Origin of the sequence: Agitococcus lubricus, from assembly GCF_003051055.1 — a bacterium.
GTDB classification, from domain to species: Bacteria; Pseudomonadota; Gammaproteobacteria; order Pseudomonadales; family Moraxellaceae; genus Agitococcus; species Agitococcus lubricus.
This window is the reverse complement of record NZ_QAON01000001.1, coordinates 174,084-196,750: the sequence shown is the minus strand read 5'-3', so window position 1 is coordinate 196,750 and position 22,667 is coordinate 174,084. Positions and strand designations below refer to the sequence as shown.

The 22,667-nt window shown below is 44.2% G+C and carries 17 protein-coding genes; 9 read left to right on the top strand and 8 right to left on the bottom strand.

Going from position 1 to position 22,667, the window contains the following annotated elements:
* Window positions 1–54 precede the first annotated feature (54 nt).
* The 5 genes from C8N29_RS00820 (at window position 55) to C8N29_RS00800 (ending at window position 5,153) form a co-directional block, all read left to right on the top strand.
* Window positions 55–1,047 (top strand): aspartate carbamoyltransferase catalytic subunit, encoded by a 993-nt coding sequence (locus tag C8N29_RS00820; protein ID WP_107864120.1) that lies wholly within the window; start codon window positions 55–57, stop codon window positions 1,045–1,047.
* 2 nt (window positions 1,048–1,049) lie between these two features.
* Window positions 1,050–2,303 carry a dihydroorotase gene (locus tag C8N29_RS00815; RefSeq protein ID WP_107864119.1) on the top strand — a complete coding sequence of 418 codons (1,254 nt, stop codon included), beginning with the start codon at window positions 1,050–1,052 and terminating at the stop codon, window positions 2,301–2,303.
* 351 nt (window positions 2,304–2,654) lie between these two features.
* Window positions 2,655–3,017: an RNA recognition motif domain-containing protein gene (locus C8N29_RS00810; protein ID WP_107864118.1), complete on the top strand. Its 363-nt coding sequence runs from the start codon at window positions 2,655–2,657 to the stop codon at window positions 3,015–3,017.
* Between the two features lie 472 nt (window positions 3,018–3,489).
* Entirely contained in the window at window positions 3,490–3,828 is a 339-nt protein-coding gene (locus C8N29_RS00805; protein ID WP_107864117.1) for a P-II family nitrogen regulator, read from the top strand.
* A 20-nt stretch (window positions 3,829–3,848) separates the two neighbouring features.
* Complete coding sequence (locus C8N29_RS00800; protein ID WP_107864116.1) at window positions 3,849–5,153, top strand: ammonium transporter; 1,305 nt, start codon at window positions 3,849–3,851, stop codon at window positions 5,151–5,153.
* 112 nt (window positions 5,154–5,265) lie between these two features.
* On the opposite strand, the gene C8N29_RS00795 is transcribed toward C8N29_RS00800, so the two are convergent.
* The 3 genes from C8N29_RS00795 to C8N29_RS00785 all read right to left on the bottom strand — a co-directional run bounded on the left by C8N29_RS00795 (window position 5,266) and on the right by C8N29_RS00785 (window position 10,413).
* Entirely contained in the window at window positions 5,266–7,776 is a 2,511-nt protein-coding gene (locus C8N29_RS00795) for an ATP-binding protein (protein ID WP_107864115.1), read from the bottom strand.
* A 278-nt stretch (window positions 7,777–8,054) separates the two neighbouring features.
* The gene (locus C8N29_RS00790; protein WP_107864114.1) at window positions 8,055–9,293 is read right to left on the bottom strand and encodes a hypothetical protein; all 1,239 of its coding nucleotides are present in this window, start codon (window positions 9,291–9,293) and stop codon (window positions 8,055–8,057) included.
* 232 nt (window positions 9,294–9,525) lie between these two features.
* The gene (locus C8N29_RS00785) at window positions 9,526–10,413 is read right to left on the bottom strand and encodes a cation diffusion facilitator family transporter (protein WP_107864113.1); all 888 of its coding nucleotides are present in this window, start codon (window positions 10,411–10,413) and stop codon (window positions 9,526–9,528) included.
* A gap of 148 nt (window positions 10,414–10,561) precedes the next feature.
* Here C8N29_RS00785 and C8N29_RS00780 point away from each other — a divergent pair, with 148 nt between their 5' ends.
* Window positions 10,562–13,084: a hybrid sensor histidine kinase/response regulator gene (locus C8N29_RS00780; protein ID WP_170106837.1), complete on the top strand. Its 2,523-nt coding sequence runs from the start codon at window positions 10,562–10,564 to the stop codon at window positions 13,082–13,084.
* A 43-nt stretch (window positions 13,085–13,127) separates the two neighbouring features.
* Here the strand turns inward: C8N29_RS00780 and C8N29_RS00775 are convergent, their stop codons facing one another.
* From C8N29_RS00775 to C8N29_RS00765, 3 genes are all read right to left on the bottom strand, one after another.
* The gene (locus C8N29_RS00775; RefSeq protein WP_146164393.1) at window positions 13,128–14,135 is read right to left on the bottom strand and encodes a hypothetical protein; all 1,008 of its coding nucleotides are present in this window, start codon (window positions 14,133–14,135) and stop codon (window positions 13,128–13,130) included.
* A gap of 326 nt (window positions 14,136–14,461) precedes the next feature.
* On the bottom strand, window positions 14,462–15,463 hold the full coding sequence (locus tag C8N29_RS00770) for an alpha/beta fold hydrolase (protein ID WP_107864110.1): 1,002 nt from the start codon (window positions 15,461–15,463) through the stop codon (window positions 14,462–14,464).
* 143 nt (window positions 15,464–15,606) lie between these two features.
* On the bottom strand, window positions 15,607–16,293 hold the full coding sequence (locus C8N29_RS00765) for a hypothetical protein (protein ID WP_107864109.1): 687 nt from the start codon (window positions 16,291–16,293) through the stop codon (window positions 15,607–15,609).
* Window positions 16,294–16,514: 221 nt separating this feature from the next.
* Between C8N29_RS00765 and tfpB the strand changes: the two genes are divergently transcribed.
* Window positions 16,515–18,290: a type IV pilus assembly ATPase TfpB gene (gene tfpB / locus C8N29_RS00760; RefSeq protein WP_107864108.1), complete on the top strand. Its 1,776-nt coding sequence runs from the start codon at window positions 16,515–16,517 to the stop codon at window positions 18,288–18,290.
* Window positions 18,291–18,385: 95 nt separating this feature from the next.
* Here tfpB and C8N29_RS00755 read toward each other — a convergent pair whose 3' ends face one another.
* Both C8N29_RS00755 and argH read right to left on the bottom strand, forming a co-directional pair.
* Window positions 18,386–18,658: an oxidative damage protection protein gene (locus C8N29_RS00755; RefSeq protein WP_107864107.1), complete on the bottom strand. Its 273-nt coding sequence runs from the start codon at window positions 18,656–18,658 to the stop codon at window positions 18,386–18,388.
* 4 nt (window positions 18,659–18,662) lie between these two features.
* Entirely contained in the window at window positions 18,663–20,054 is a 1,392-nt protein-coding gene (gene argH, locus C8N29_RS00750; RefSeq protein WP_204509242.1) for an argininosuccinate lyase, read from the bottom strand.
* 247 nt (window positions 20,055–20,301) lie between these two features.
* On the opposite strand from argH, the gene C8N29_RS00745 reads away from it, so the two are divergent.
* Together C8N29_RS00745 and C8N29_RS00740 are read left to right on the top strand one after the other, a co-directional pair.
* On the top strand, window positions 20,302–21,375 hold the full coding sequence (locus tag C8N29_RS00745) for a sensor histidine kinase (RefSeq protein WP_107864105.1): 1,074 nt from the start codon (window positions 20,302–20,304) through the stop codon (window positions 21,373–21,375).
* 328 nt (window positions 21,376–21,703) lie between these two features.
* Window positions 21,704–22,447: a LytR/AlgR family response regulator transcription factor gene (locus tag C8N29_RS00740; RefSeq protein WP_107864104.1), complete on the top strand. Its 744-nt coding sequence runs from the start codon at window positions 21,704–21,706 to the stop codon at window positions 22,445–22,447.
* Window positions 22,448–22,667: the final 220 nt, after the last annotated feature.

Sequence of the window (22,667 nt, the reverse complement as noted above, 5' to 3'; positions counted from 1 at the left end):
CCAGCATCTTTCTGTTAAAATGAGGCCAATTTTTTCATCACATCGTAAACTATCATGCACTTGTCCCATGCGCATACCCCCAGTCGTTTGCAGCTTAATTCTCAAGGTCGCCTACGTCACTTTTTAACAACTGAAGGCCTGAGTAAAGAGCAGCTTACCGAAATTCTCGATTTTGCCGAATCTTTTTTAGCGCCTGACGGCAGCATTACCAATCAGCCACTGTTAGCAGGGCGTACGGTAATGAACCTGTTTTTTGAGGCATCAACCCGTACGTTAACGACCTTCGCTGTAGCAGCTAAACGCTTGAGTGCCGATGTCGTTAATATTGATATTGCCAAGTCTTCTAACAGTAAAGGTGAAACCTTGCGCGATATGTTGTGGAACTTAGAAGCCATGACTGCCGATACCTTTGTGGTGCGTCACTCACAATCGGGTGCAGCCCATTTTATTGCCAGTCAAGTCACCCCAAAAGTGGCAGTGATTAATGCAGGCGATGGCCGCCACAATCATCCCACACAAGGGATGTTGGATATGTTAACGATTCGCCGTCATGCGGGCGATTTTAGTCAGTTAACCGTCGCCATTATTGGTGATGTGCGTCATTCACGCGTGGCGCGTTCAGAAATTTATGCCTTGCAAACCTTGGGGGCAAAAGAAATTCGCGTGATTGCCCCACGTACTTTACAGCCTAAAGATTTTCAACAACTCGGTATCAAGTTGTATGAGCGTTTAGAACAAGGTTTAGAGGGCGCAGATGTAGTGATTGCGTTACGGATTCAAAATGAACGTATGGAGTCACCGTTATTAGCCAGCCCCGAAGAGTTTTATGCTTTATATGGTTTGACGCCACAAAAACTTGCTTATGCCAAACCCAATGCGATTGTTATGCACCCCGGCCCGATTAATCGGGGGGTAGAGATTGCTTCCGAAGTGGCCGATGGTCATCAATCTTTGATTCTCAAACAAGTCAATTATGGTATTGCTGTGCGTATGGCCGTACTTGCTTTGACGATGCAGGGTCAACTCACCACACGCAAAGAGGGCTAATCATGCAAGTACAACAACAACGCACCTTATTGGTGGGTGGCCGCGTCATTGATATTGCGGCCAACATAGACCGTGTGGCGGATGTCTTAGTGGATAATGGTCGTATGGTGGCGATGGGGGCGGAAGCACGTGCGGCACAGGTGACACACGTGCAAGAAATTCATGGCCATTATGTGTTACCTGCATTTATTGATTTGTGTGCCAGTTTACGTGAAGGCGAAAAACAACACGGCAGTATGCTTAGTGAAAATAAAGCCGCCTTACACGGTGGTTTTGCCCACGTGGTATTACCGCCGAATCCCAAGTTGATGATTGATAATGCGGCGATTGTGGCGCAATTACACGAAAAAACCGCTCAAGCAGGCTTGGTCAAGGTATATCCCATTGGCGCATTAACCAAAGGTTTAGAGGGCAAACAACCCGCAAATATGCATGCTCTCATGCAGGCAGGTTGTATTGCAGTGACAAACGCGCGTCAAGGTATGGCCAATGACGAGACACTCTTACGCTGTCTAGAATACGCTGCGTCCTTAAATATTACGGTCTTTTTTTATCCTGAAGAGCCCAGCTTAGCAACGGGTTGCGTACATGACGGTTTTACGGCATCACGCTTGGGTTTACCTGCCATTCCCAGCATCGCCGAAACCATTGCGCTAGCTAAACAATTATTATTGGTCGAAGAAACAGGGGTTAAAGCTCACTTTAGCCAATTATCGTGTAAAGGTTCGGTTGAGTTAATTCGTATTGCCAAAGCGAAAGGTTTAAGCATTACGGCAGATGTAGCAATGCATCAACTCCATTTAACCGATGCTGCGATTGACGGTTTTAATAGCTTGGCGCATGTGCGTCCACCTTTACGTAGCGAAGAAGACCGCTTGGCTCTATGTGCGGCACTGCAATCGGGCGTGATTGATGCCATTTGTTCTCATCATCAACCCTTAAATGCGGCAGCCAAGTTAGCGCCATTCCCAGCCACGGAAGCGGGTATTTCTGCCTTAGAAACTGTATTACCGTTAGGCTTAAAATTAGTCAGAGATGGGCTACTGACCGAAGACAAACTGTGGCGTGCTTTAACCGTCAATCCTGCGCGTATTTTAGGTTTAGAGGCAGGGGCATTAACAACAGGCGCGGGTGTGATTGTAGTAGACCCTGCCGCGACATGGCATGTTGCGCCTGAAACCCTCGTTTCGTTAGGACAAAACACCCCATTTTTAGGAATGACGGTGCAAGGACGTGTACAGAGTGTGTTTCTCTAAACTATTTTGTAACCAGTCATCACAAAAAAGGGTAAATCGGCCGTAACTTTAGCAATTAAGCTATTGTACTCACTAGGCAGGCGAGTATACTGCATGTATCACTGCCTAGTGGTGAGTGGCTTATGCGCGGATGGCCATGAGTTGTCATGTACTGATTATAATAATTGCTACGTAATAACACCTTGTTCCCCCTGTTAATGCTTAAGTCCTGCGTTTGGTTTGTGGTATTACAGGACTTATGTGCGCCTCTATTGTGCTGAGTTTGTTTGTGCTCCTTCATTATTAACTTGGAGTCCAGCAAACAATAAGCTAAGTCCTATGTCAGTTATCGTTCTTTGAGGAGTCCCTTTCATGGGCAATAAGTTATATGTTGGCAACTTAAGCTATGGTGTAAGCAATGCCGATTTAGAGCAGCTATTTGCAGCTCATGGTGCTGTACGTTCAGCAATGGTAATTATGGATCGTGAAACAGGACGCTCCAAAGGTTTTGGTTTTGTGGAAATGGGCAGTGACCAAGAAGCCAAAACTGCAATCAGCGCATTACATGGTAAAGAAATTTCTGGTCGTACATTGACCGTTAACGAAGCTCGTCCTAAAGAAGAAGGCGGCGGCGGTGGCGGTGGTCGTCGTGATGGCGGTCGCGGTGGATTCGGCGGTGGTCGTGGTGATGGCGGTGGCCGTCGCGACGGCGGTTTTGGTGGTGGTCGCCACTAAGACTGACATGGGCAACCGTATCAACTTTCTTATCGCAAGAGAGCTTTTACCACCATAGTTATTGCCCATACTAGCCTGTAAAAAGCCCTAATTTCATTAGGGCTTTTTTTTATGCTTTTTTAGTCGGATACCGTTAATCTGTTTTTAATAAAAAAAAAGACATAAATGCGGGTTTGACGCGACTTTAATGTGAATTCAGTGTATAAATTCGCCTTTTTTAAGCCTATACATGGCTAGGGTCAACCGACCCGACCTGATTTGATTTGTTGTATACGTCTATAGACGAGTCTGCCTTAGCGTTTAACGGGACGTTTCCCAATAGAAAACGCTAAACATAGACGAAATCAGACATACTGAAGGCGTTGTTGGAGTGATGGCGCGGTCATTCTGTCAGCATAAAAACTCAGCTTATGGCTCAAGGCGTATCAATACATTGTCGTCCTAATCGTAGTAAATGGTGAGGTGAACAACCATGAAAATGGTCAGTGCAGTGATTAAACCCTTTAAGTTAGATGATGTCCGTGAGGCGTTATCTGATATTGGTGTAACCGGATTAACCGTGACGGAAGTCAAGGGCTTTGGTCGTCAAAAAGGACACACCGAATTATATCGCGGTGCCGAATATGTTGTCGATTTTGTTCCTAAAGTACGTTTAGACTTAGCCGTCAAAGAAGCGGATGTTGAACAAGTCATTGAGGTGATTTGCAAAGTGGCAGGTACAGGTAAAATTGGCGATGGCAAAATTTTTGTCAGTGACCTTGTGCAAGTTGTACGTATTCGTACGGGCGAAACTAACGAATCTGCCATTTAATCTGTTTGAGTTAATTTATCATGTTCCGCATTCTCGCAGGGCTAACGTCTATTTTGTTAGCCTCTACGGCGTTTGCCGCCGATACACCGCTTAATAACGGTAATACTGCATGGATTCTGACCGCAACAGCCTTAGTGCTGTTTATGACCTTGCCTGGTTTGGCTTTATTTTATGGCGGTTTAGTCCGTACTAAAAACGTCCTCTCTATTTTGATGCAATGTTTTGCGATTGCCTCGATAATCAGTTTGTTATGGCTTGTAGGTTTTTATTCCTTGGCATTTACCGACGGCGGTAGCTTAAATGACTGGTTGGGTGGTGGTTCGCGCATATTAATGGCAGGTTTAGGGAAAGAAAACATGACAGGGGATATCCCTGAAATCGTTTTTGCGGCCTTTCAAATGACCTTTGCTATTATTACCCCTGCGTTAATTATTGGTGCTTTTGCTGAACGTATGAAGTTCAGTTCGGTACTCATTTTTAGTGTGTTGTGGACACTCGTGGTCTATGTGCCTGTCGCACACAGTGTTTGGGGGGGCGGATACTTCTTTCAACGCGGTTTGATTGACTTTGCGGGTGGCACTGTGGTGCACATTACAGCAGGGGTCGCCGCTTTAGTGGCTGCTTTAGTACTTGGCCCACGTCAAGGTTTTGGTAAAGTGGCCATGCCCCCGCATAACTTAACGATGACCGTGACTGGCGCAGGTATGTTGTGGGTAGGCTGGTATGGTTTTAACGCAGGGTCTGCCTTAGCGGCTAACGGAGCGGCAGGCATGGCATTGTTTGTCACGCATATTGCGGCTTCCGCAGGTGCACTCACATGGATGGTGTGTGAATGGCTTAAATTTGGTAAGCCATCTGTCCTAGGTATTGTCACGGGTATGGTCGCAGGTTTAGGGACGATTACAGGCGCAGCAGGCGTTGTCGGACCCGCAGGTGCGTTAGTTGTGGGTATCTTGGCAGGTGCGATTTGTTTCGTGATGACCAATTTAATCAAGAAGACTCTAAAAATTGATGATTCCTTAGACGTGTTCCCTGTACACGGTGTAGGCGGTATTTTAGGAACATTTTTAGCAGGTATCTTTTGTAGCCCAGATTTAGGGGTGTTTTCTGGTTTGGGTTATACCGCGAATCACGACAGCATTGGCAGTCAGTTGACGACACAAGTCACAGGTATTTTGGTGATTGGTCTTTATACAGCACTGGCAACATGGGTACTACTCAAATTGACTGCTATCATGACTAAGGGTTTACGTGTGACCGATGATGAAGAGCGTGAAGGCTTGGATTTGGTGTTACATGAAGAACGGGGTTATGATTTGAAATAATGACAATTGAAGTGCTTTGCCTGATATGGCGAGGCGCTTCCTTTGACTGAGATTAAGCCATTCACGCCTAGCTAAATGGCTTAATCTACTCACTTGTTGACCTTAAAAGATCTTAATCTTTCACAGCTAACCATTGTGCGCACAATTCATAGAGTTTTTGTAAGCCGATGGGTTTGGCTAAATGACCATCCATGCCCGCCGCTAAACAGCGTTCCTCATCGCCATGCATTGCATTCGCCGTTAAGGCAATAATTGTTAATCGTTTAAGACCTAAAAGCTGCTCTTGCTCACGCCAACGGCGTGTGGCTTCAAAACCATCCATCATCGGCATTTGACAGTCCATCAGTACCAAATCCCACGCATTAGAGGTACTGAGTTTTGATAGGGCTTCACGGCCATTATGGGCAATATCATAATGTAAGCCCAGTTTTTGTAGCATTTTGGCGACCACTTGTTGATTGACGGGGTTATCTTCGACAATCAAAATCATGGCATCTGTACGTAATACCGCCTGTGGCATGCTACGGGTGGCGCTAGGTAATTGCGCTGCCTGATAATGTTGAAAGGGGAGTCTAAACCAAAAACGTGAGCCGTGGCCGAGGTCGCTATCACAATGAATTTCACCGCCCATCAACTCAATTAAGTGCCGACAAATGGTTAAACCTAAACCTGTTCCACCGTACCGTCGTGTGGTTGAGCTATCGGCTTGGGTAAAAGGTTGAAAAATACGTTGTTGTTGCTCTTGTGACAGTCCAATTCCTGTATCGCTAACGGTAAAGGTGAGGATGGTTTTTTGCGCATCGCTGAGGTTCACGTCTACGAATAAGCTAACGCTACCTTGTTCCGTGAATTTGAGTGCGTTATTGAGCAGATTGAGTAACACCTGTTTCAGGCGGTCAGCGTCACCCACTAAAATAGCAGGCAAATTTGCGGCTTTATCATAACGTAAGGCGAGGCCTTTTTGCTGGGCAAGAGGACTGAGTAAGGTGAGTATTTCACTCATCAGGCTCTCGGTGCGAAACGGATAATGCTCAATGGGGAATTTGCCTGCTTCAATGCGAGAGACATCTAAAATATCGTTAATAATTTTGAGTAAGATGTTGGCAGAATTTTGAATGGTATGGGCAAACTCTTGTTGTTCTGAGGACAAAGGGGTATCTAGTAAGAGACTAGACATGCCAATGACGCCATTCATGGGTGTGCGTATTTCGTGGCTCATCATCGCCAAAAACTCGCCTTTGGCCTTATTGGCTTCTTCGGCTTGTTCTTTAGCGTGTCTTAACTCTTCTTCGTGACGTCGCCGTTCGGTAATATCATCCATTGTCCCTGCAATGGCTGTCGCTTCTTTGTCATTGTTTAAGGCTAATACCAAACGAATTTGTACCCACTTACGGGCATTGGTACTGAGTCGAAATTCACTGGTCATGGACCGACGTTCATAACAGGCCCGATGCCAAAATAAGCGAAACTTGGGTTGGTCTTCTAAGTAAATCGAATTAATGAGCTCGCAAGGATATTTAATTTGTTGGGTGAGTTGACTAAATACAGGGTTAGCCCATGTCACTTGGCCATTAAAATTGGCGGCAAAAACCCCCGCTGGAATCACATCGCTCAAGGCATTACGCCACGTCAGACTATGATGTAGTTCTGAACGAATACGGCGTGTGGTATACATCCAAACTGCATCGGTAATTGCCCCCGCAAACCAAATAAAAATCACCCATAAATACAATTGTTGATTGAGTTGGTTTATCTCGCGCTCTAACCACGACTTTTGGCTGAGTACATGGACTGTCCAACCCATTTTTAAGCGGTGTTCATACGCTAGGTATTGGTTATTATGTTGGGCTAAGACGTGGCTGACAGAAATATCCAATAAACTCTGTTGTTTGTCGTTTTGATAATATTTTTTTAATGCCTTAGCCGAATTAGGAAAGGCAATCAGTTGTTGTTGATTGCCACTGATAAATACGTGTTCATAAGGCTGGGTACTGGCTTGTGTGACCATTGCCTCTATTTGTGGCAAGACCAAATCGACGGTGACAACGCCCATGGGTTGGCTTGCCCCCATAGGAAATGCCCGTCCACAGGTCACGTAAATCATGCCCATATCTAAATAAGGTGGGGTACAACGCTGCTCGCCACGCGCACTCATAATGGTCTTGAACCATGACTGATTGGGATAGTTATAATTAGGATTCATCCAGTCGTAGGTTAAAATTACTTGTTGTTGGGCATTAAAATGGACATAAGGACCATATAACGAGGTTTTTTGCGGATGGTTTTGCGGACTAAACCAGACACCCATGCCATAAATGGCTTGCGGTGACGATGCGCCCAATAAGGTACGTAAAATGGTTTCTATCGCTAACGGGTCACGGTGATATTGGTAGGCGAGTTGATTAAGATTGACTACTTGCTGCTGAATGGTAAAAAAGGTTTGCTCTAAATGCTGACCAACCGCTTGCGCTTTTTGTTGCTGATGTTGTTCTATCAGTTGCCGTTGATGTTGAATTTGGGGTTGAAACGCCAGAATCAGTGTCACACTCGCGACAATACAAATCACGATGACAACCAAACCTGTGGTTGAGCGTAATAAACGATGGCGCAGCAGTGGGGGCATGTTTATTTTCAATCCATGACGTTAGTATGCAGACATCATGGCGCAACCTTTAAGAGACAGAGCTATTCAAGCCTAGTGAGGGGCTGTGATGTTTGCATATGACAAAAATAGGCGTTGCCGCGTGCTTTAACATCCAACAGCGCCTAAGGGCTATTGTAGGCTTGTACCAGTAACCTAAGTCACAGGCCAAACCCCAACAGATCCTCAGTCAAATTACCATAAAATCACGGCTGTTTACGGGCATTTTATCGGGATTTTGGTCGTCCTTGACCAAGTTTTTAGTCAATTAACCCTAATTCTGCTAAGAGTTTGAAAATCGCAACAATCGCTGCCTTACGTGGAAAGGGATGGTCTAAGTTGGGTGAAGTCATGCGTAAGGCTTTAGGGAAGGGCGGATACGATACGTCCCAATGATGGCCGTGTAGCATGGCCACATGAGCTGCCATCGGAATTTTAAGTTTTGCTTGCTCTTGTGTTACCTGCATGTCGTTATTACCGTCATAGCGAGTTAAGTTTAAGCAATCTGCCATTTGAAAAGTCGGGACTTCCAGTGCGGTGGTGGCCGCAGTAAAGTTCAAGACGGGGATATTGAGGTCGTCTAATAGGCCGTGATAGTTTTTATAAAACTCGTTACGGGCACTGGTGGTCAGGCTATGAACCCCGCCTTTGATATCGTATTCTGCTAAACGACGTAATGACCCTTTGCGCGTTAAACTGGGTACTAGTAGCTGCAAAAAGTCATGTAAACGAGACGTTAATAAATCGGTATCGGCGTTTTTAATCAATTCATAAAAATTGTCTGCCATGTATGAGCCACCAATCGCGCCTGCCCACGTCACGACACAGCGTACACGCTGGCCAATAGCCTGATGATGATGCACAAGGGTTGATAAAATATCGGGTGCACCTTTGCTATAGCCCATTAAAAATACATCTTCGGGCGGCACACTGGGGCGAAATTGGTCACTGGCGGCACCTGGGTTAGACAAAAAGCCTTTGCCATCAATAATCGCTTGTAAAATGTCACTATGGTTGGCTTCACAGCCCCGCATGGGGTGAGCATCGGCCTGAAAAATCTTCCAGCCATATTCGGCTTCTATCGCAGGAAACTCTTCGGCAAAGGCATGCGCAGGTAATAAACCGTTAATAAAGCCAGGACAAAAAATGAGGGTCGTTGCTAAGTCTTGGGAGATTTGTGCAGCAGGCATGTCTACCGCCCATTCTACATGATGGTCACCTTTCAAAAAGCGTTCAGCAATTTTTTGTGGTGCAGAGCGTTTATCTTTGGCCATTGCCAATTTTTTGCTAGCCACTTTGAGTGCGCGTTTATCGTGGATAGCTTCTTGCAAAAATAAATTACGCCAACGACGGCCAATCCACTCTTTAATATAAGGGTCGGCAAAGGTACGTTTATTGGCCTCTAGTTGTGATTTGACCAGTGCTATCACTGCCAAATAATCACCTTGTTGCTCCAAGTGTTTTAATTCTTTGGCCAAAGGACTCAGTGTATACGGCATGGTATGTTCTCGTCATCAAATAGAGGGTAGCGTTTGTATAGCAATAAGAGTAGCTCACTTAGCGTAGAAGGTCTTTGGAATTAGCGACAGGCCTTTGATGAAAAAAGTCAGGTTTTTGGCGCGATGACTGGCATAGCGATGGCTGGATTATTGGGGAGTGTCAGCAGCCATGATTAGGGTAAGGCCGTTCAGATTTACCTAGACGGATAGTCTATGAGGCCTTCATTAAAGGTTAGTAGTGGTGAGTCGAGGGAGCATCTATCGGTTCAACGTGGCTCAATACGTGGCTACCGAGTATCTGTGCTTCAATGGCGGTTTCAAGTTGGTCTTGCAGCGCGTGTGCTTGTTCTACGCTCCATGCACCATTGACTAACAAATGAAAAGAAATAAATTTTTTACTGCCCGCTTGCCGTGTTTTTAAGGCATTGTAATGCACCCCATATTGCTGTTCGTAGGTGCTGAGAATGGTTTTGATTGTGTCTAACTCGGGTTCGCTCAAGGCAACATCCATCAAACCATCTACCGAACGACGTAATAACTGCCAGCCTGTCCAAATAATATTTAAGGCCACTGCAATCGCAATCAGTGGGTCAAGAACATACCAACCTGTCCAAACGACGGCGCCAATCCCTAATAAAATACCCACCGATGTCCATACGTCAGTCAACAAATGGTGAGCATCGGCCTCTAAGGTAATGGAGTGATAGCGTTTACCTGCTTTTAATAAAATGAGTGCGACACCAAAGTTAATGGCGGATGCTAATATCGCAATCATTAAGCCTAAATCGACTTGCGCTAAGGGTTGTGGATGCAATAAACGTGGAATCGCGGTATAAATAATAGCAATAGCCGCTAAAAAAATGAGTGCGCCTTCCACCCCACTCGAAAAATACTCTGCTTTGGTGTGACCAAACGCATGGTCGTCATCTGCGGGACGTGCCGCAATGGTGAGCATGGCCAGCGCCATTGTCGCGGCGGCAACATTGACGATAGACTCTAAGGCGTCAGATAACATGCCCACGGAATGAGTTAAAAAGTAGGCTCCTGTTTTGAGTGCTAAGGTAAGCAGAGCAGCGGCAATGGCAAGCCAAGCGTAGGGGCGTAGATTCGGTGAGCTCATGATGCAGTTCAAACAAGAGAATATGCCTTATTCTAACATAGCTCAGGCCAAGCATAAGACGGCTAAAAAGGGAAGTTTGGATGGATAATAAGCCAAACAGCGACTAATACAAGCACGCATGCTGATAAGTATAACAATGGGTATAGACATGACCGTTCATCATCTTAGGACATACGTTATTGCGCTGGTGTACGCCTGTTTAACGATGTTTGCGCCTGTTTATGCCAACAGTGAGACACGCATTATAGTCAATCCAGAAGACCAACAACTGATTTTGGGTAAAGCCTTAGTGTATTTTGCTGACCCGAGTTTGGAATATAAATTAACCGATATTTTGGCGGAAGAGCAACGTCATAAAACACAATGGCAATACGCCAATACCTTATTACCCAACTATGGTTTTACCAAAGCCGCTTATTGGGTGAAGCTGTCCTTAGACAATCAAAGCACACAACAAGATTGGATTTTACAGCTCAATTATCCCTTGATGGACGAAATTGATTTTTATGCGCCTGATGCCAAGGGACAGTATCAAGAAGTTCATGCGGGCGACCGTTATCCCTTTAGTTTAAGACCGATTAAAGACCGTGGTTTTGCCTTTAGTCTCCATTTGCCCTCCAAACAAACCACGGTGGTTTATTTGCGTCTGCAAAGCCGTGACTCCATGATTATGGCGGTTAACTTGTTACATCCTGAAGTGTTTAGAGATATTCAGCGTCAGGAAGGCTTTTTATTCGGCATGTACTACGGCGCTATTTTGATTATTTTGGTTTATAACGCCTATTTGTTTTTTATCTTACGTGACATCAATCATTGGCATTACATGATGGTATTAGCCTGTTATGCCACCATTGAACTCAGTCTGAACGGCATTGGCAGTATGTTTATTTGGGGGGAGTGGCCAGAGTTTGCGAAGCGTATTCGTCCTTTTGCCGTGGGCTTATTGGCACTCACCGCTTTTGTCTTAACGAAGTCTTTTCTGCAAATTCAACATTGCCGATGGCGTGGGCATGCCTTAGACCGTTGGATATGGGGGTTTTTGTCTGTTGTGTTGATTGGCGCATGGATATTACCCTTTGCGTTGGCCATTCAACTAGCCATGTTTGCTGCCTTTATTGCTGCGCCTACCATGTACTTTACAGGTATCTATATTTGGCGACAGGGTAATCGGCTAGGTAAATATTTTACGCTAGGCTGGTCTGGTTTGTTGATTGGTGGGACGGTCAATGTATTACGTGCCTTTGATATTTTACCTGTGAATTTTTGGACAACTTACGGTTCGCAGTTAGGCTCTGTCACCACTTTACTGATTCTCAATACCGCACTCACCGACAGATTACGTCTGCTACAACAAGAAAATGAATACACCCAACAAGCCAAATTAGCAGAGCAAGAACAATTAAATCGTTTATTAGACCAAAAAGTGCAAGAGCGTACCCAAGCCTTATTACTAAAAACAGAAGAAGCAGAGCGCGCCCAGCAACAAGCCGAAACAGCGGCCAGAGTGAAAAGTGAGTTTTTGGCCAATATGAGCCACGAAATACGCACGCCGATGAATGGCATGATTGGTATGACGCAACTATTAGCCGATACCGATTTAGATACCGAGCAACAACACTATACCCAAACCATTCATGCGTCTTGCGAAGCCTTGCTACGTATTATTAATGACATCTTAGATTACTCTAAAATTGAGGCAGGTAAGTTAGCGATAGAACATACGCTATTTGACCTTTATGGTTTAGTCGAAGAGTGTGCGTCGTTATTTGCGTTACATGCGCAAGAACGAGGTGTCCCCATTAGAACCGATATTTCTCCGTTGTTACCGCGTTGGCTGATAGGTGACTCAACCCGTATTCGGCAAATTATTATCAATTTATTAGGCAATGCCTATAAATTCACCGAACGCGGTACGGTGACGTTAAGGGCGTCACTGCGTGAAGACCGTAAAGAAGCAGGAATTTTTGTTCAATTTGAAGTACAAGATACAGGGATTGGCATTACCAATGAGCAACGGGAACGCTTATTTCAATCGTTTTCACAGGCAGATTCTTCGATTACCCGTAAATATGGTGGGACAGGTTTGGGCTTGGCGATTTGTCATTCGTTAGTGCGCTTAATGTCGGGTGATATTGGGGTCAAAAGTGTGCCTACACAAGGTTCAAGTTTTTGGTTCTATGTCAAAATGCAGCATGGCGTAGAGCCAAAAACTAAAAAAGCTAAAACGAATACGCCTGTTATTCAAGCTGAATATCCCAATCTATCGGGGTTGCGCGTGCTAGTTGCCGAAGACAATCCAACCAATCAAATGGTGATTGTGGGCATGTTAAAAAAATATCAAATTCAGCCTGTTGTCGCCAGTGATGGTTTAGAAGCGCTACAAGTGATTATGACGGGCGATATCAATTTTGATGTGATTTTAATGGATTGCGAAATGCCCAATATGGACGGCTATACCGCAACACGCCGTATCAGGGAGTGGGAGCAAGATAAACAACTGAATGTCGTGTTGATTTATGGCGTGAGCGCGCATGCCCTGAGCGAATATCAACAACAAGGTTTAGCCGCAGGCATGAATGGTTTTTTGGTCAAACCCTTAAAACAAGATGCCTTGCTCAAAACCTTAACCCATGTCATGAGTTTATTAATTAGCCGTAAATTGGCGCGTTAAGACTCTCAGTACCTCAGTTGCTGAGAGCCTGCGCCGTACTGACTTAAGCTAATAATTTACTGACGGCTTCTGAGCCATAAAATTCGCTTAATTGCGCCTCAATACGCTCGGCAAGAAAACCAGAGGCTAACATTTCGGCCACAACGGGTTCGGCAAAGGCGTTAATTTCACGGACTAAATCATCACGACTAATCTGTAAATCGGCCAATAAACTGACGCCATCTTTGTGCGCAAAATGATTAAACCACACGCCAATTAACTCTTGTAACAGTGATTTTGCATAGGCGGTTTGGCGGAAATGATTCCATAATTTGACCCCTTCTTGGGTCGCAAATTCAATGTCGTTATCGTTGATATATTGTTGGATAACGGATAAGGGTGAACCTTTGATTTTGTGCCATAACTGGTCAGCAACATGGTGAATTTGTTTGGCATCTAAGGTGCGCAATAAGACTTTTTCGCTCAGGTCGACAATACTTTGCATGTTTTTGTGCAAATAACTGCGTAATGCCGATTCAATCGCGGCATTACCGCCTGTACTGTCCATTAAACCTTTGCCCATTTTCATTAAAGAAGACATACCAGGCACTTTTTTGGCTAAGGGATTTTCATTGACTAAGTAGTCACTTAAGGCATGAAAAACAATATCCGATAACAGTTTGGCGTAAACTGGATTGCCCACCGCCGTATGAATAATGTCTTTTTTGAGCTGTTCGTGGCTGGCAATTTTATCCACAATCGCCAAAAAGTCTTTGTGCTCAATTAATTGATGTACATACGTTGTTTGATTGAGTGGGCTACGGAAGGCAGCCTTAGCAATCGTTAAGATTTGCTCAATTAAACCTGCGCTTGGACTTTGTGCTAAAACATAATGCAGCGCTACTTGTTGTAAGCGTTCTACCGCGACGACTTTGTTGATGGGACATTGGCTTGCCCAATCTAAAAAAGCATTCACTTCACGGCTAAGGGTATGGTTGAGTTGTTCGCCTGTTAGTTGGCTTAATAAATGGTCACGGTGTGCGGCTAATAAAGCACTCGCTGTGGCGTGCATAATCATTCCTTCATTGTTATGTGTAATAAGCGGATTATCCTAGTAATTTGTTTACGGATAATCAATCTATGTTATTTGGAGAGTCTAAGTGTGTGGTCTTATTGACATACTAGCGGGCATTTGCTGTTGCTGCATTGACAATTTAGCCCAATCTAACTGCTTTTTAGTCATATCTACAGGCTAATGGGGGGACTCTCTCCCGCATCTTAGGGTGTTGAGAGAGAGTAGGGGCTGTTGATGTTTTAGGTGTGAGCCGCGTATCCTCTAAAAATAGCTTCTTTCGCAATTACAATCAAAACGTCAACAGACCCTATGCCCAATATAGATTATTTCGCAGGCGTAGCAGGCGCGAATTTATTAGGCATTTTTTGTACCCTGTCTAAAAATTTGATATAGGCTTCACTGACAGGATAGTCGGCTTCTAAAATGGGTGTATGACCGACATCGTTTAGAATCAAATATTCGCCATCTTTGAGATTCTTTTTAATTTCTTCTACCGCTTCTACCCCAATAATCGCGTCTTTATCTCCCCATACTACCAATACAGGCGCTTCTAAGGTGCGTAAGCCTGTTTGGAACGTATCGGGTGTGTACCATTTCATTTGTTCGGTCAGACCTGCCATCAATTTTTCTTGTTCGGCTAAACGACGCATGTGAATTTTTTCATAACCTTCCATTAATTCTTTAGGCACAAAAGGGGGGGAGTAGGTGGCAAATTGTGTGACTAAACGTTCAAAGTCACCGGGTTTACGGGCTAATAATTTGCTGAGCTCTTGAGGTTTAGTAATCAAACTGTTCCCTGCATTAGCATAAACGCCTGCGGTATCCACCAATAAAACACTGCGAACTTCCAAAAAGTAAAGAGCCGAATATAAAACCGAAATACCGCCCCCTAATGAATGACCTGCAATATTTAAGTCTTTTTGAATACCCATGGCCGTCACAAACTTACGTACCGATTCTGATAAATTGGCCAGTGTATACTCGTAGGTAGGAGGGGTAATGGTGTCGCCATGACCTGGTAAGTCTAGCGCAATCACACGGTATTTTTTGGTGAGCTTACGAGCAACGCGGTTCCAGTTATCACGAGACCCCGAAAAGCCGTGAACTAATAATACGGTCGGTGCGGTTTTAGGCCCCCCTTCACTATAGGCAAAGGTAAAATCTTCGACTTTGATGGTTTTTGTTTCCAAACCTGCCCATGCCCGTTCTTGTTGCAAAATGGATTGCATTAAAGCCACAGGGTCACTGATTAAAGGGGCAGCAGTGACAGCCGTTGTGCTTAACATAAGGGGTAAACACAAGCTAAGTGCGAGTTTTTTTAACATGATTATTATTCCAGTCGTTGGCACGAGCAAAGTAGTGATGACGTTTGAGTATAAAGAGCGATGCGCATGAAAAGCATTGACAGTTGTCACTTTTGTGCATGAAGCTGTGGGTCAACAACCCTATTTACCGTATGGCCTGAGACCTAAAAACGGTAGCCGATACTTAAACCAATCACAGGGTATAATTCACTGTAGTCGGCATCATTGATTTCTTGTTGTAATGACTTTTCTTCATTTGCCAATTCTTTTTGAAAAATAGGGTTGCTAGTATTCATGGTTAACCCTGTTGTTGTATTTTTGAAACTACCTGTCGCGGTCAAATCTACTTTGGGTTTATCTTGAAATAACACGCCAATATCAAGTTTGGCATACAGTCTGCCCCCTTGCATCGCATTACCCCAACCTATCCCCAAATAGGGTGCACCTGTACCAAAATCAACATGAGAGTTAATTTGGCCATCAGGTGAGCTTTGGTAGGACTGACCATCAATATCACAGCTTTGAGGGCAAGTCGCCTTAAGTGCTAAAGAGTTATCGTGACCTAAATACCCCGCGCTAAGATAAAAACTGCCTGCAAAGGGATGAATATCGGCAATGAGACCATAGCTGGATAACTCAAACTCGCCTTTATATTGAATGCCACTTTCTTCAAAATCATCATTAAACGTACCGCCATTTGCGGCTAGGCGTAAATTCAAATGAGGATTGATGGCAATCGTCCCTTGTAGACCAAATCCTAAAGTGCTTAAGCCTGCGCCAAGGGCAACATCGGCTTGTGCTTGTTGACAACATAAAGCGGCTAAAATGACAACAGAAAAACGTCTAAACATAAAAGATGCTCCTTGAAATTATGTTCTATTTATTTGATAGTCCAAACTGGGTTTTTCTAAAAAGGTGTGTGATGAGCGTAATACACACAAAACCTTGATTCTAGAAAGTTTATATTGGATTTTATAAAAATTAACAATAGGGCTTAGGGGCAGTTGATATTTTTCGCAACCGTCATCAAAAACACAACAGACCGTACAGCCCATTAGGTGTGCAAACAAAGATGAATAAATCCAAAGTTTCTTATCGAATTGATACACGTTGGTGTTTAGATGAGTTATTAAAAGAAGGGCGTATTAGCCAGCGTGATGCCAATTTAGTGGCAACCACGCCGCGTAGTCGTGACAAAATCCATTGGCATCCCTTACAAATGATTGCTCAATTTGATGTAGTAGACCAAGCAAACCCAGAACATAAGCTGACCTTAGACAGCCTAAGTACATGGTTAGCTCATAAGGCAGGACAGCCCCTATTTCACATTGACCCCCTAAAAATCAATGCCGCAACCGTGACGGCAGTGATGTCGTATGCCTTTGCCGAACGACACAGTATTTTGGCGGTGCAGGTGTTCAAAGACGAAGTGGTGATTGCCAGTAGTCAGCCGTTTCACCATGAATGGGAAGAAAATTTAACCCAAACGCTCAAAGGCAAAGTCATTAGCCGTGTGGTCGTCAATCCCGCGCATTTACACCGTTATAGTATTGAGTTTTATAAATTAGCCCGTGCTATTGAGGGCGCAAATAACAGTGATTCTGTGGTCAGTAATGTCAACCGCGTGGGTAATTTTGAGCAGTTATTAGAGCTAGGTAATTTACAAAGTCCCGATGCCAACGACCAACATATTGTTAATATTGTCGACTGGCTATTGCAGTATGCTTTTGACCAGCGTGCCAGTGATATTCACTTAGAGCCACGTCGAGAATCGGGTCGAGTTAGATTTAGAATTGATGGTGTCTTGCATAATATTTATGAGTTTCCTGGTCAGATTATGAATGCCGTCGTCTCGCGTATTAAAATCTTAGGCCGTATGAATGTGGCCGAAAAACGCAAGCCGCAAGATGGTCGCCTAAAAACACGCAATCCTAAAGGCCAAGAAATTGAATTACGTCTAGCGACCTTGCCAACCGTTTTTGGTGAAAAGTTAGTGATGCGTATTTTTGACCCTGATGTTTTAGTCAGAGGCTTCAAAGATTTAGGTCTGATTGGGGCAGACTTTGAGAAATGGCAAAAAATGGTACAAGAACCCAATGGCATTATTTTAGTCACAGGACCAACGGGTTCGGGTAAAACCACCACGCTTTATTCGACCTTAAAACAATTAGCCACTGATGAGGTCAATGTGTGTACGGTAGAAGACCCCATTGAAATGGTTGAGGGCAGTTTTAACCAGATGCAGGTACATCATGGCATTGACTTGAGCTTTGCGGAGGGTATTAGAGCACTGATGCGCCAAGACCCCGACATCATTATGGTGGGAGAAGTGCGCGACTATGACACGGCAGATATGGCTATTCAGGCGGCGTTAACAGGCCATTTAGTGTTATCCACTTTGCATACGAATGATGCCCCTTCGTCGGTGACGCGTTTATTGGATTTAGGGGTGCCGCCGTTTTTGATTACTGCCACCGTGATTGGCATTATGGCGCAACGTTTAGTCCGTACTTTGTGTCCACATTGCAAAGTAGAAGCAGAGTGTGATGCTGTGGCTTGGGCAGACCTGACGCAACCGTGGAAAGCCACGATGCCAACTAAAATTTGTGCGCCCAAAGGATGTTTAGAGTGTCGTGATACAGGCTATTTGGGGCGTGTCGGTTTATATGAAATTATGCCGATGAGTAACGAGGTGAAGCGATTACTCAACGATAATGCGTCTTTAGCGGAAGTGAAAAAGCAGGCCTATAAAGAAGGCTTATTACCCCTGCGTATTGCAGGCGCACAAAAAGTGGCGCAAGGTTTAACAACCATCGAAGAAGTATTACGGGTTGCCCCCTTAAACTAAACGTTAGCGACTGGGATGGGTGAAGGGCGCGATTTCTGATTGTGCCCGTTAAGACCAACATAAAATGCTGGTCTTTGGCACACAAGAAGACGGTATTATTTTTTTTCAGGTGTCCAGCCTTTAGGGCGTTCATAGTCGGCATTACTGAAAAACTTTTCCCGCTGCTCATCTAAAAAAGCATGCGTTTCGGGCTGCATGACATTGAGATGATTTTCGTTAATCAACATGGTTTGATGTTTGAGCCACTCTTGCCATGCTTGTTTAGAAATCGTATCAAAAATGGCTTGTCCCTTTGCTCCAGGAAAGGGAGCAAAAGCTAATCCCTCAAGGGATTGTTGATATTTACGGCACATGACCATGCGTGTCATTTTGTTACTCCGTGCTAATACGTGAACGAGCGCGTTGGATGGCAGCCAGCACTTGGTTGGGTGCAGTGCCACCCAGATGATTGCGAGCATTGACCGAGCCTTCTAGGCTCAATACTTGAAACACATCGTCTTCAATCGTGGCTGAAAATTGTTGTAATTCTGCGAGCGACATGGCACTTAAATCTTGATTGCTTTGTACACCATAGGCCACTGCTTTGCCAACAATCTCATGCGCGTCTCTAAAGGCAGTGCCTTTTTTGACTAAGTAATCTGCTAAATCCGTTGCGGTGGCAAAACCACGTAAAGCAGCTTCACGCATGGCTTCTCGATTGGGTTTTAAGGCGGGTACCATATCAGCAAACGCCCGTAAGCTGGCTTGTAGCGTATCTAAAGCGTCAAATAGCGGTTCTTTATCTTCTTGATTGTCTTTGTTGTAAGCCAGTGGTTGGCCTTTCATCAAGGTTAATAAACTGATGAGATGACCGTTTACCCGTCCCGATTTGCCGCGTACGAGTTCAGGGACATCAGGATTTTTCTTTTGCGGCATAATACTAGAGCCTGTACAAAAGCGGTCTGGAATATCCACAAACTTAAATTGTTGAGAATTCCATAAAATTAATTCTTCACTCATGCGCGACAAGTGCATCATGGTTAAGGACGCTGCGGCACAAAACTCAATGGCAAAATCACGGTCAGACACGGCATCTAAGGAGTTTTCGCAAATGCCTTCAAAACCTAATAACTCCGCAGTATACGCACGGTCAATCGGGTAGGTTGTGCCTGCTAACGCGGCAGAACCTAAGGGCATACGATTTACCCGACGACGGCAATCGGCCAAACGCTCATCGTCACGCAGCAGCATTTCAAACCATGCCAACAAATGATGGCCAAAGGTGACGGGTTGTGCGGTTTGCAAATGCGTAAACCCCGCCATAATCGTACTGGCTTCACGCTCGGCTAAATCTAACAGTCCCACTAGCAGACGGTGTAGAATTTGTCGTGTACGACTGATTTCGTCACGTAAATACAAACGTATATCGGTTGCTACTTGGTCATTACGGCTACGACCTGTATGTAGTTTTTTACCCGCAATACCAATACGGTCGGTTAAGCGGGCTTCGATGTTCATGTGAACATCTTCTAAATCAATACGCCATTCAAACTGACCTGCTTCGATTTCTTGTTGAATGGTGGTTAAGCCCTGAGTGATGGCGTCGCGTTCATCGGTAGTTAATACCCCGACTTTCGCTAACATGGTCGCGTGAGCAATAGAGCCTTGAATATCATGCTTGTACAAACGCTTATCAAAATTTACAGAAGCCGTGAACTCGGCTACAAAGGCATCTGTCGCTTCGCTAAAGCGACCGCCCCACATAGAAGAAGATGCTGTCGTCATAAGATACTGATTGGGGTAAAAATAATAAAGTAAATCTACAGACGTGTCTTAAGATTTGCGTGGTATGTAATAAAGTCAACATCCATGCAAATGTCAATGCTATGCTGTAGTGGATATCATTAGGATAAATCGTTAGTCGCTATGACAGGAACACAGTCAGCGCTATTAACGCAGATGTTTCTTTTTACACCTAACCCAGTAATTGTGCAAAAAGCGATATATCCCAATAAAGAGAACAACGACTATTATGCAACAATCGCCGCTGATAACAAACAGTCAAACGACTGATGATTTTTTTATTCCTGACTTTTGTAATATGCAATCGGTGTTGCGTTTATTGGTTGTGACCGAGTTATTGGCTATTTTTTTAGTGCTTGCCGATTTAGACCAGCAACATCCCTTTACATGGAGTGATTTTGCACTCAAATCTTTTTTGTTGTCTTGGGTCGCCATTAGTATTGCCGCTATCATTTGTGGTTTACGTCCGTATTTACGGCGCATCAAACGCTCGTATGCCGCCTTTGTTATCTTTTTTATGTTTTTGACCTTAGTCGCTTTTTTTACCTTTGCCGCCGAAGGCTTACTTTTATTTTTACAAATCCGTCAACCAGGCGATATCGACCTAAAAACGGTTTTAGCCCGTAATGTGTTAATGGGCGGAATTATTGCAGGCTTAGTATTACGTTATTTTTATTTGCAAGAGCAATTACTGCGTAAACAGCGTGCTGAACTGACGGCGCGTGTCCAAGCCTTACAAGCCCGTATTCGACCGCATTTTTTATTTAATTCCATGAATATTATCGCCAGTTTGATTATGGTTGACCCAGATAAAGCCGAGCAAGTGGTAGAAGATTTATCGGCATTATTTAGGGCGAGTTTAAAAGCCGAAGGTGAAGTCAGCTTGCAAGATGAAATCAATTTATGCCAACGTTATTTAGGCATAGAAAAGTTGAGATTAGGCAAACGACTTGACTTTGAGTGGCGCTTTGATAATTTGCAACCTTTATTGCGTATTCCTGCCTTGACCTTGCAGCCTTTATTAGAAAATGCCATTTATCATGGGGTAGAACCGAGCGGAGAAGTCGGTAAAGTCACCATTTTAATTCGCTGGACGGGGCAAGAGCTCAGTATCGTGATTACTAACCCGTATCATGCGGATAAAAAAAGCCATCATAAAAGCAATAGTATGGCACTCAATAATATTCGAGAACGCCTACAAGCACATTACGGAGAACAGTCTAAACTAAGAACACAGGCGGTTGGCGAGTTATTTACTACGCAATTGTCTTATCCATTTAGTCTAGAAAATACGGAAAGTTGAGACTAACTCATCATAGCCCCTGTAAATTGGCCTTTGATATGTTGATAAAATAAGCAAAAATGCCTATTTTGGAGAAGGATTACAGCAAGTTAGCTATGTTATCTGGACAAAAAACGCTATAAATAGCAGCCGTATATAAAAACAGACGCTCTATCTTTAGATAAGGTGTTACATTGCCACATAAAAGACAAGCGAAGCATGTAGCACCAGACAGAGTATAACAACATTGAATCAGGTCTTAAATGAAAACGGTTAGGACAAAAAATAAACAGCTTATACGCAAACGCTCTATCGGCAAGCAGCATTATAAGATTAAGACGGAGGCGATATGAAAATTTTAGTTTGTGATGATGAGGCACTCGCGCGAGACCGTTTAGTACGTCTACTACGTGATAGCGATGACTGTGAAATTATTGGTGAAGCCGAAAATGGCCGCGAGGCGTTACAGAAAATTGAATTATTAGCACCTGATGTTGTGTTATTGGATATTCGTATGCCTGTCATGGATGGTATTGCTTGTGCCGAAGAGTTATCGCGCTTGCCCAATCCGCCTGCTGTCATTTTTATTACCGCATTTGATGAACATGCATTGGCCGCATTTCAGGTAGAGGCTGTTGGTTATTTATTGAAGCCTGTCCGTAAAGACCAATTAAATGAAGCCTTAGCCCGTGCGAGTCGCGTCAATCGTGCACAATTACAGCATATTCGTGAGCAATCAAACGACGAAGCAAAGCCCGAAGCCCGTCAACATATTACTGCGCGTACGCACCGTGGTTTAGAACTCATTCCTGTCAGTGATATTTATTATTTTTTAGCAGACCAAAAATATGTCACCGTGCGTCACTTACGGGGTCAAGTATTAGTGGATGAAACACTTAAAGACTTAGAGGCGGAGTTTGGTGACCGTTTTATCCGTGTGCATCGTAATGCCTTATTAGCAACCCATTTTTTAGATGGCCTAGAGTCGTTGGCGGGTGGTCAATATCAAGTACGTTTTCGGGGAATACCCGAAAAGCTGGTGGTGAGCCGTCGACATCTCCCCCAGTTAAGAGAAAAAATGCAATCATTATAGAAAGCCTACACAAATTTATTTGTAATGTTTAAAAGTTAAGCATGACAAATGAGGGCATACATTCTAATATAGACGTGTTTTGCAAACAGATGGGTCAAGAAAATTACAATAAGATATAGCGGTCGGCATAGTCTATATTCATAGTCGAGTCGTGGCAGCTACCATCAAACCGTAATAGCAAACAGGCCATACTGACCAGTTATCTGGTTGTACAGACCAC

Bases quoted from the DNA above. Each gene is read 5' to 3' on its own strand.
- argH (WP_204509242.1), bottom strand. From the start codon at position 20,054: ATGACGACAGCATCTTCTTCTATGTGGGGCGGTCGCTTTAGCGAAGCG.
- C8N29_RS00815 (WP_107864119.1), top strand. From the start codon at position 1,050: ATGCAAGTACAACAACAACGCACCTTATTGGTGGGTGGCCGCGTCATT.
- C8N29_RS00765 (WP_107864109.1), bottom strand. From the start codon at position 16,293: ATGTTTAGACGTTTTTCTGTTGTCATTTTAGCCGCTTTATGTTGTCAA.
- C8N29_RS00805 (WP_107864117.1), top strand. From the start codon at position 3,490: ATGAAAATGGTCAGTGCAGTGATTAAACCCTTTAAGTTAGATGATGTC.
- C8N29_RS00800 (WP_107864116.1), top strand. From the start codon at position 3,849: ATGTTCCGCATTCTCGCAGGGCTAACGTCTATTTTGTTAGCCTCTACG.
- tfpB (WP_107864108.1), top strand. From the start codon at position 16,515: ATGAATAAATCCAAAGTTTCTTATCGAATTGATACACGTTGGTGTTTA.
- C8N29_RS00745 (WP_107864105.1), top strand. From the start codon at position 20,302: ATGCAACAATCGCCGCTGATAACAAACAGTCAAACGACTGATGATTTT.
- C8N29_RS00810 (WP_107864118.1), top strand. From the start codon at position 2,655: ATGGGCAATAAGTTATATGTTGGCAACTTAAGCTATGGTGTAAGCAAT.
- C8N29_RS00820 (WP_107864120.1), top strand. From the start codon at position 55: ATGCACTTGTCCCATGCGCATACCCCCAGTCGTTTGCAGCTTAATTCT.
- C8N29_RS00780 (WP_170106837.1), top strand. From the start codon at position 10,562: ATGACCGTTCATCATCTTAGGACATACGTTATTGCGCTGGTGTACGCC.
- C8N29_RS00790 (WP_107864114.1), bottom strand. From the start codon at position 9,293: ATGCCGTATACACTGAGTCCTTTGGCCAAAGAATTAAAACACTTGGAG.
- C8N29_RS00740 (WP_107864104.1), top strand. From the start codon at position 21,704: ATGAAAATTTTAGTTTGTGATGATGAGGCACTCGCGCGAGACCGTTTA.
- C8N29_RS00795 (WP_107864115.1), bottom strand. From the start codon at position 7,776: ATGCCCCCACTGCTGCGCCATCGTTTATTACGCTCAACCACAGGTTTG.
- C8N29_RS00770 (WP_107864110.1), bottom strand. From the start codon at position 15,463: ATGTTAAAAAAACTCGCACTTAGCTTGTGTTTACCCCTTATGTTAAGC.
- C8N29_RS00775 (WP_146164393.1), bottom strand. From the start codon at position 14,135: ATGCACGCCACAGCGAGTGCTTTATTAGCCGCACACCGTGACCATTTA.
- C8N29_RS00755 (WP_107864107.1), bottom strand. From the start codon at position 18,658: ATGACACGCATGGTCATGTGCCGTAAATATCAACAATCCCTTGAGGGA.
- C8N29_RS00785 (WP_107864113.1), bottom strand. From the start codon at position 10,413: ATGAGCTCACCGAATCTACGCCCCTACGCTTGGCTTGCCATTGCCGCT.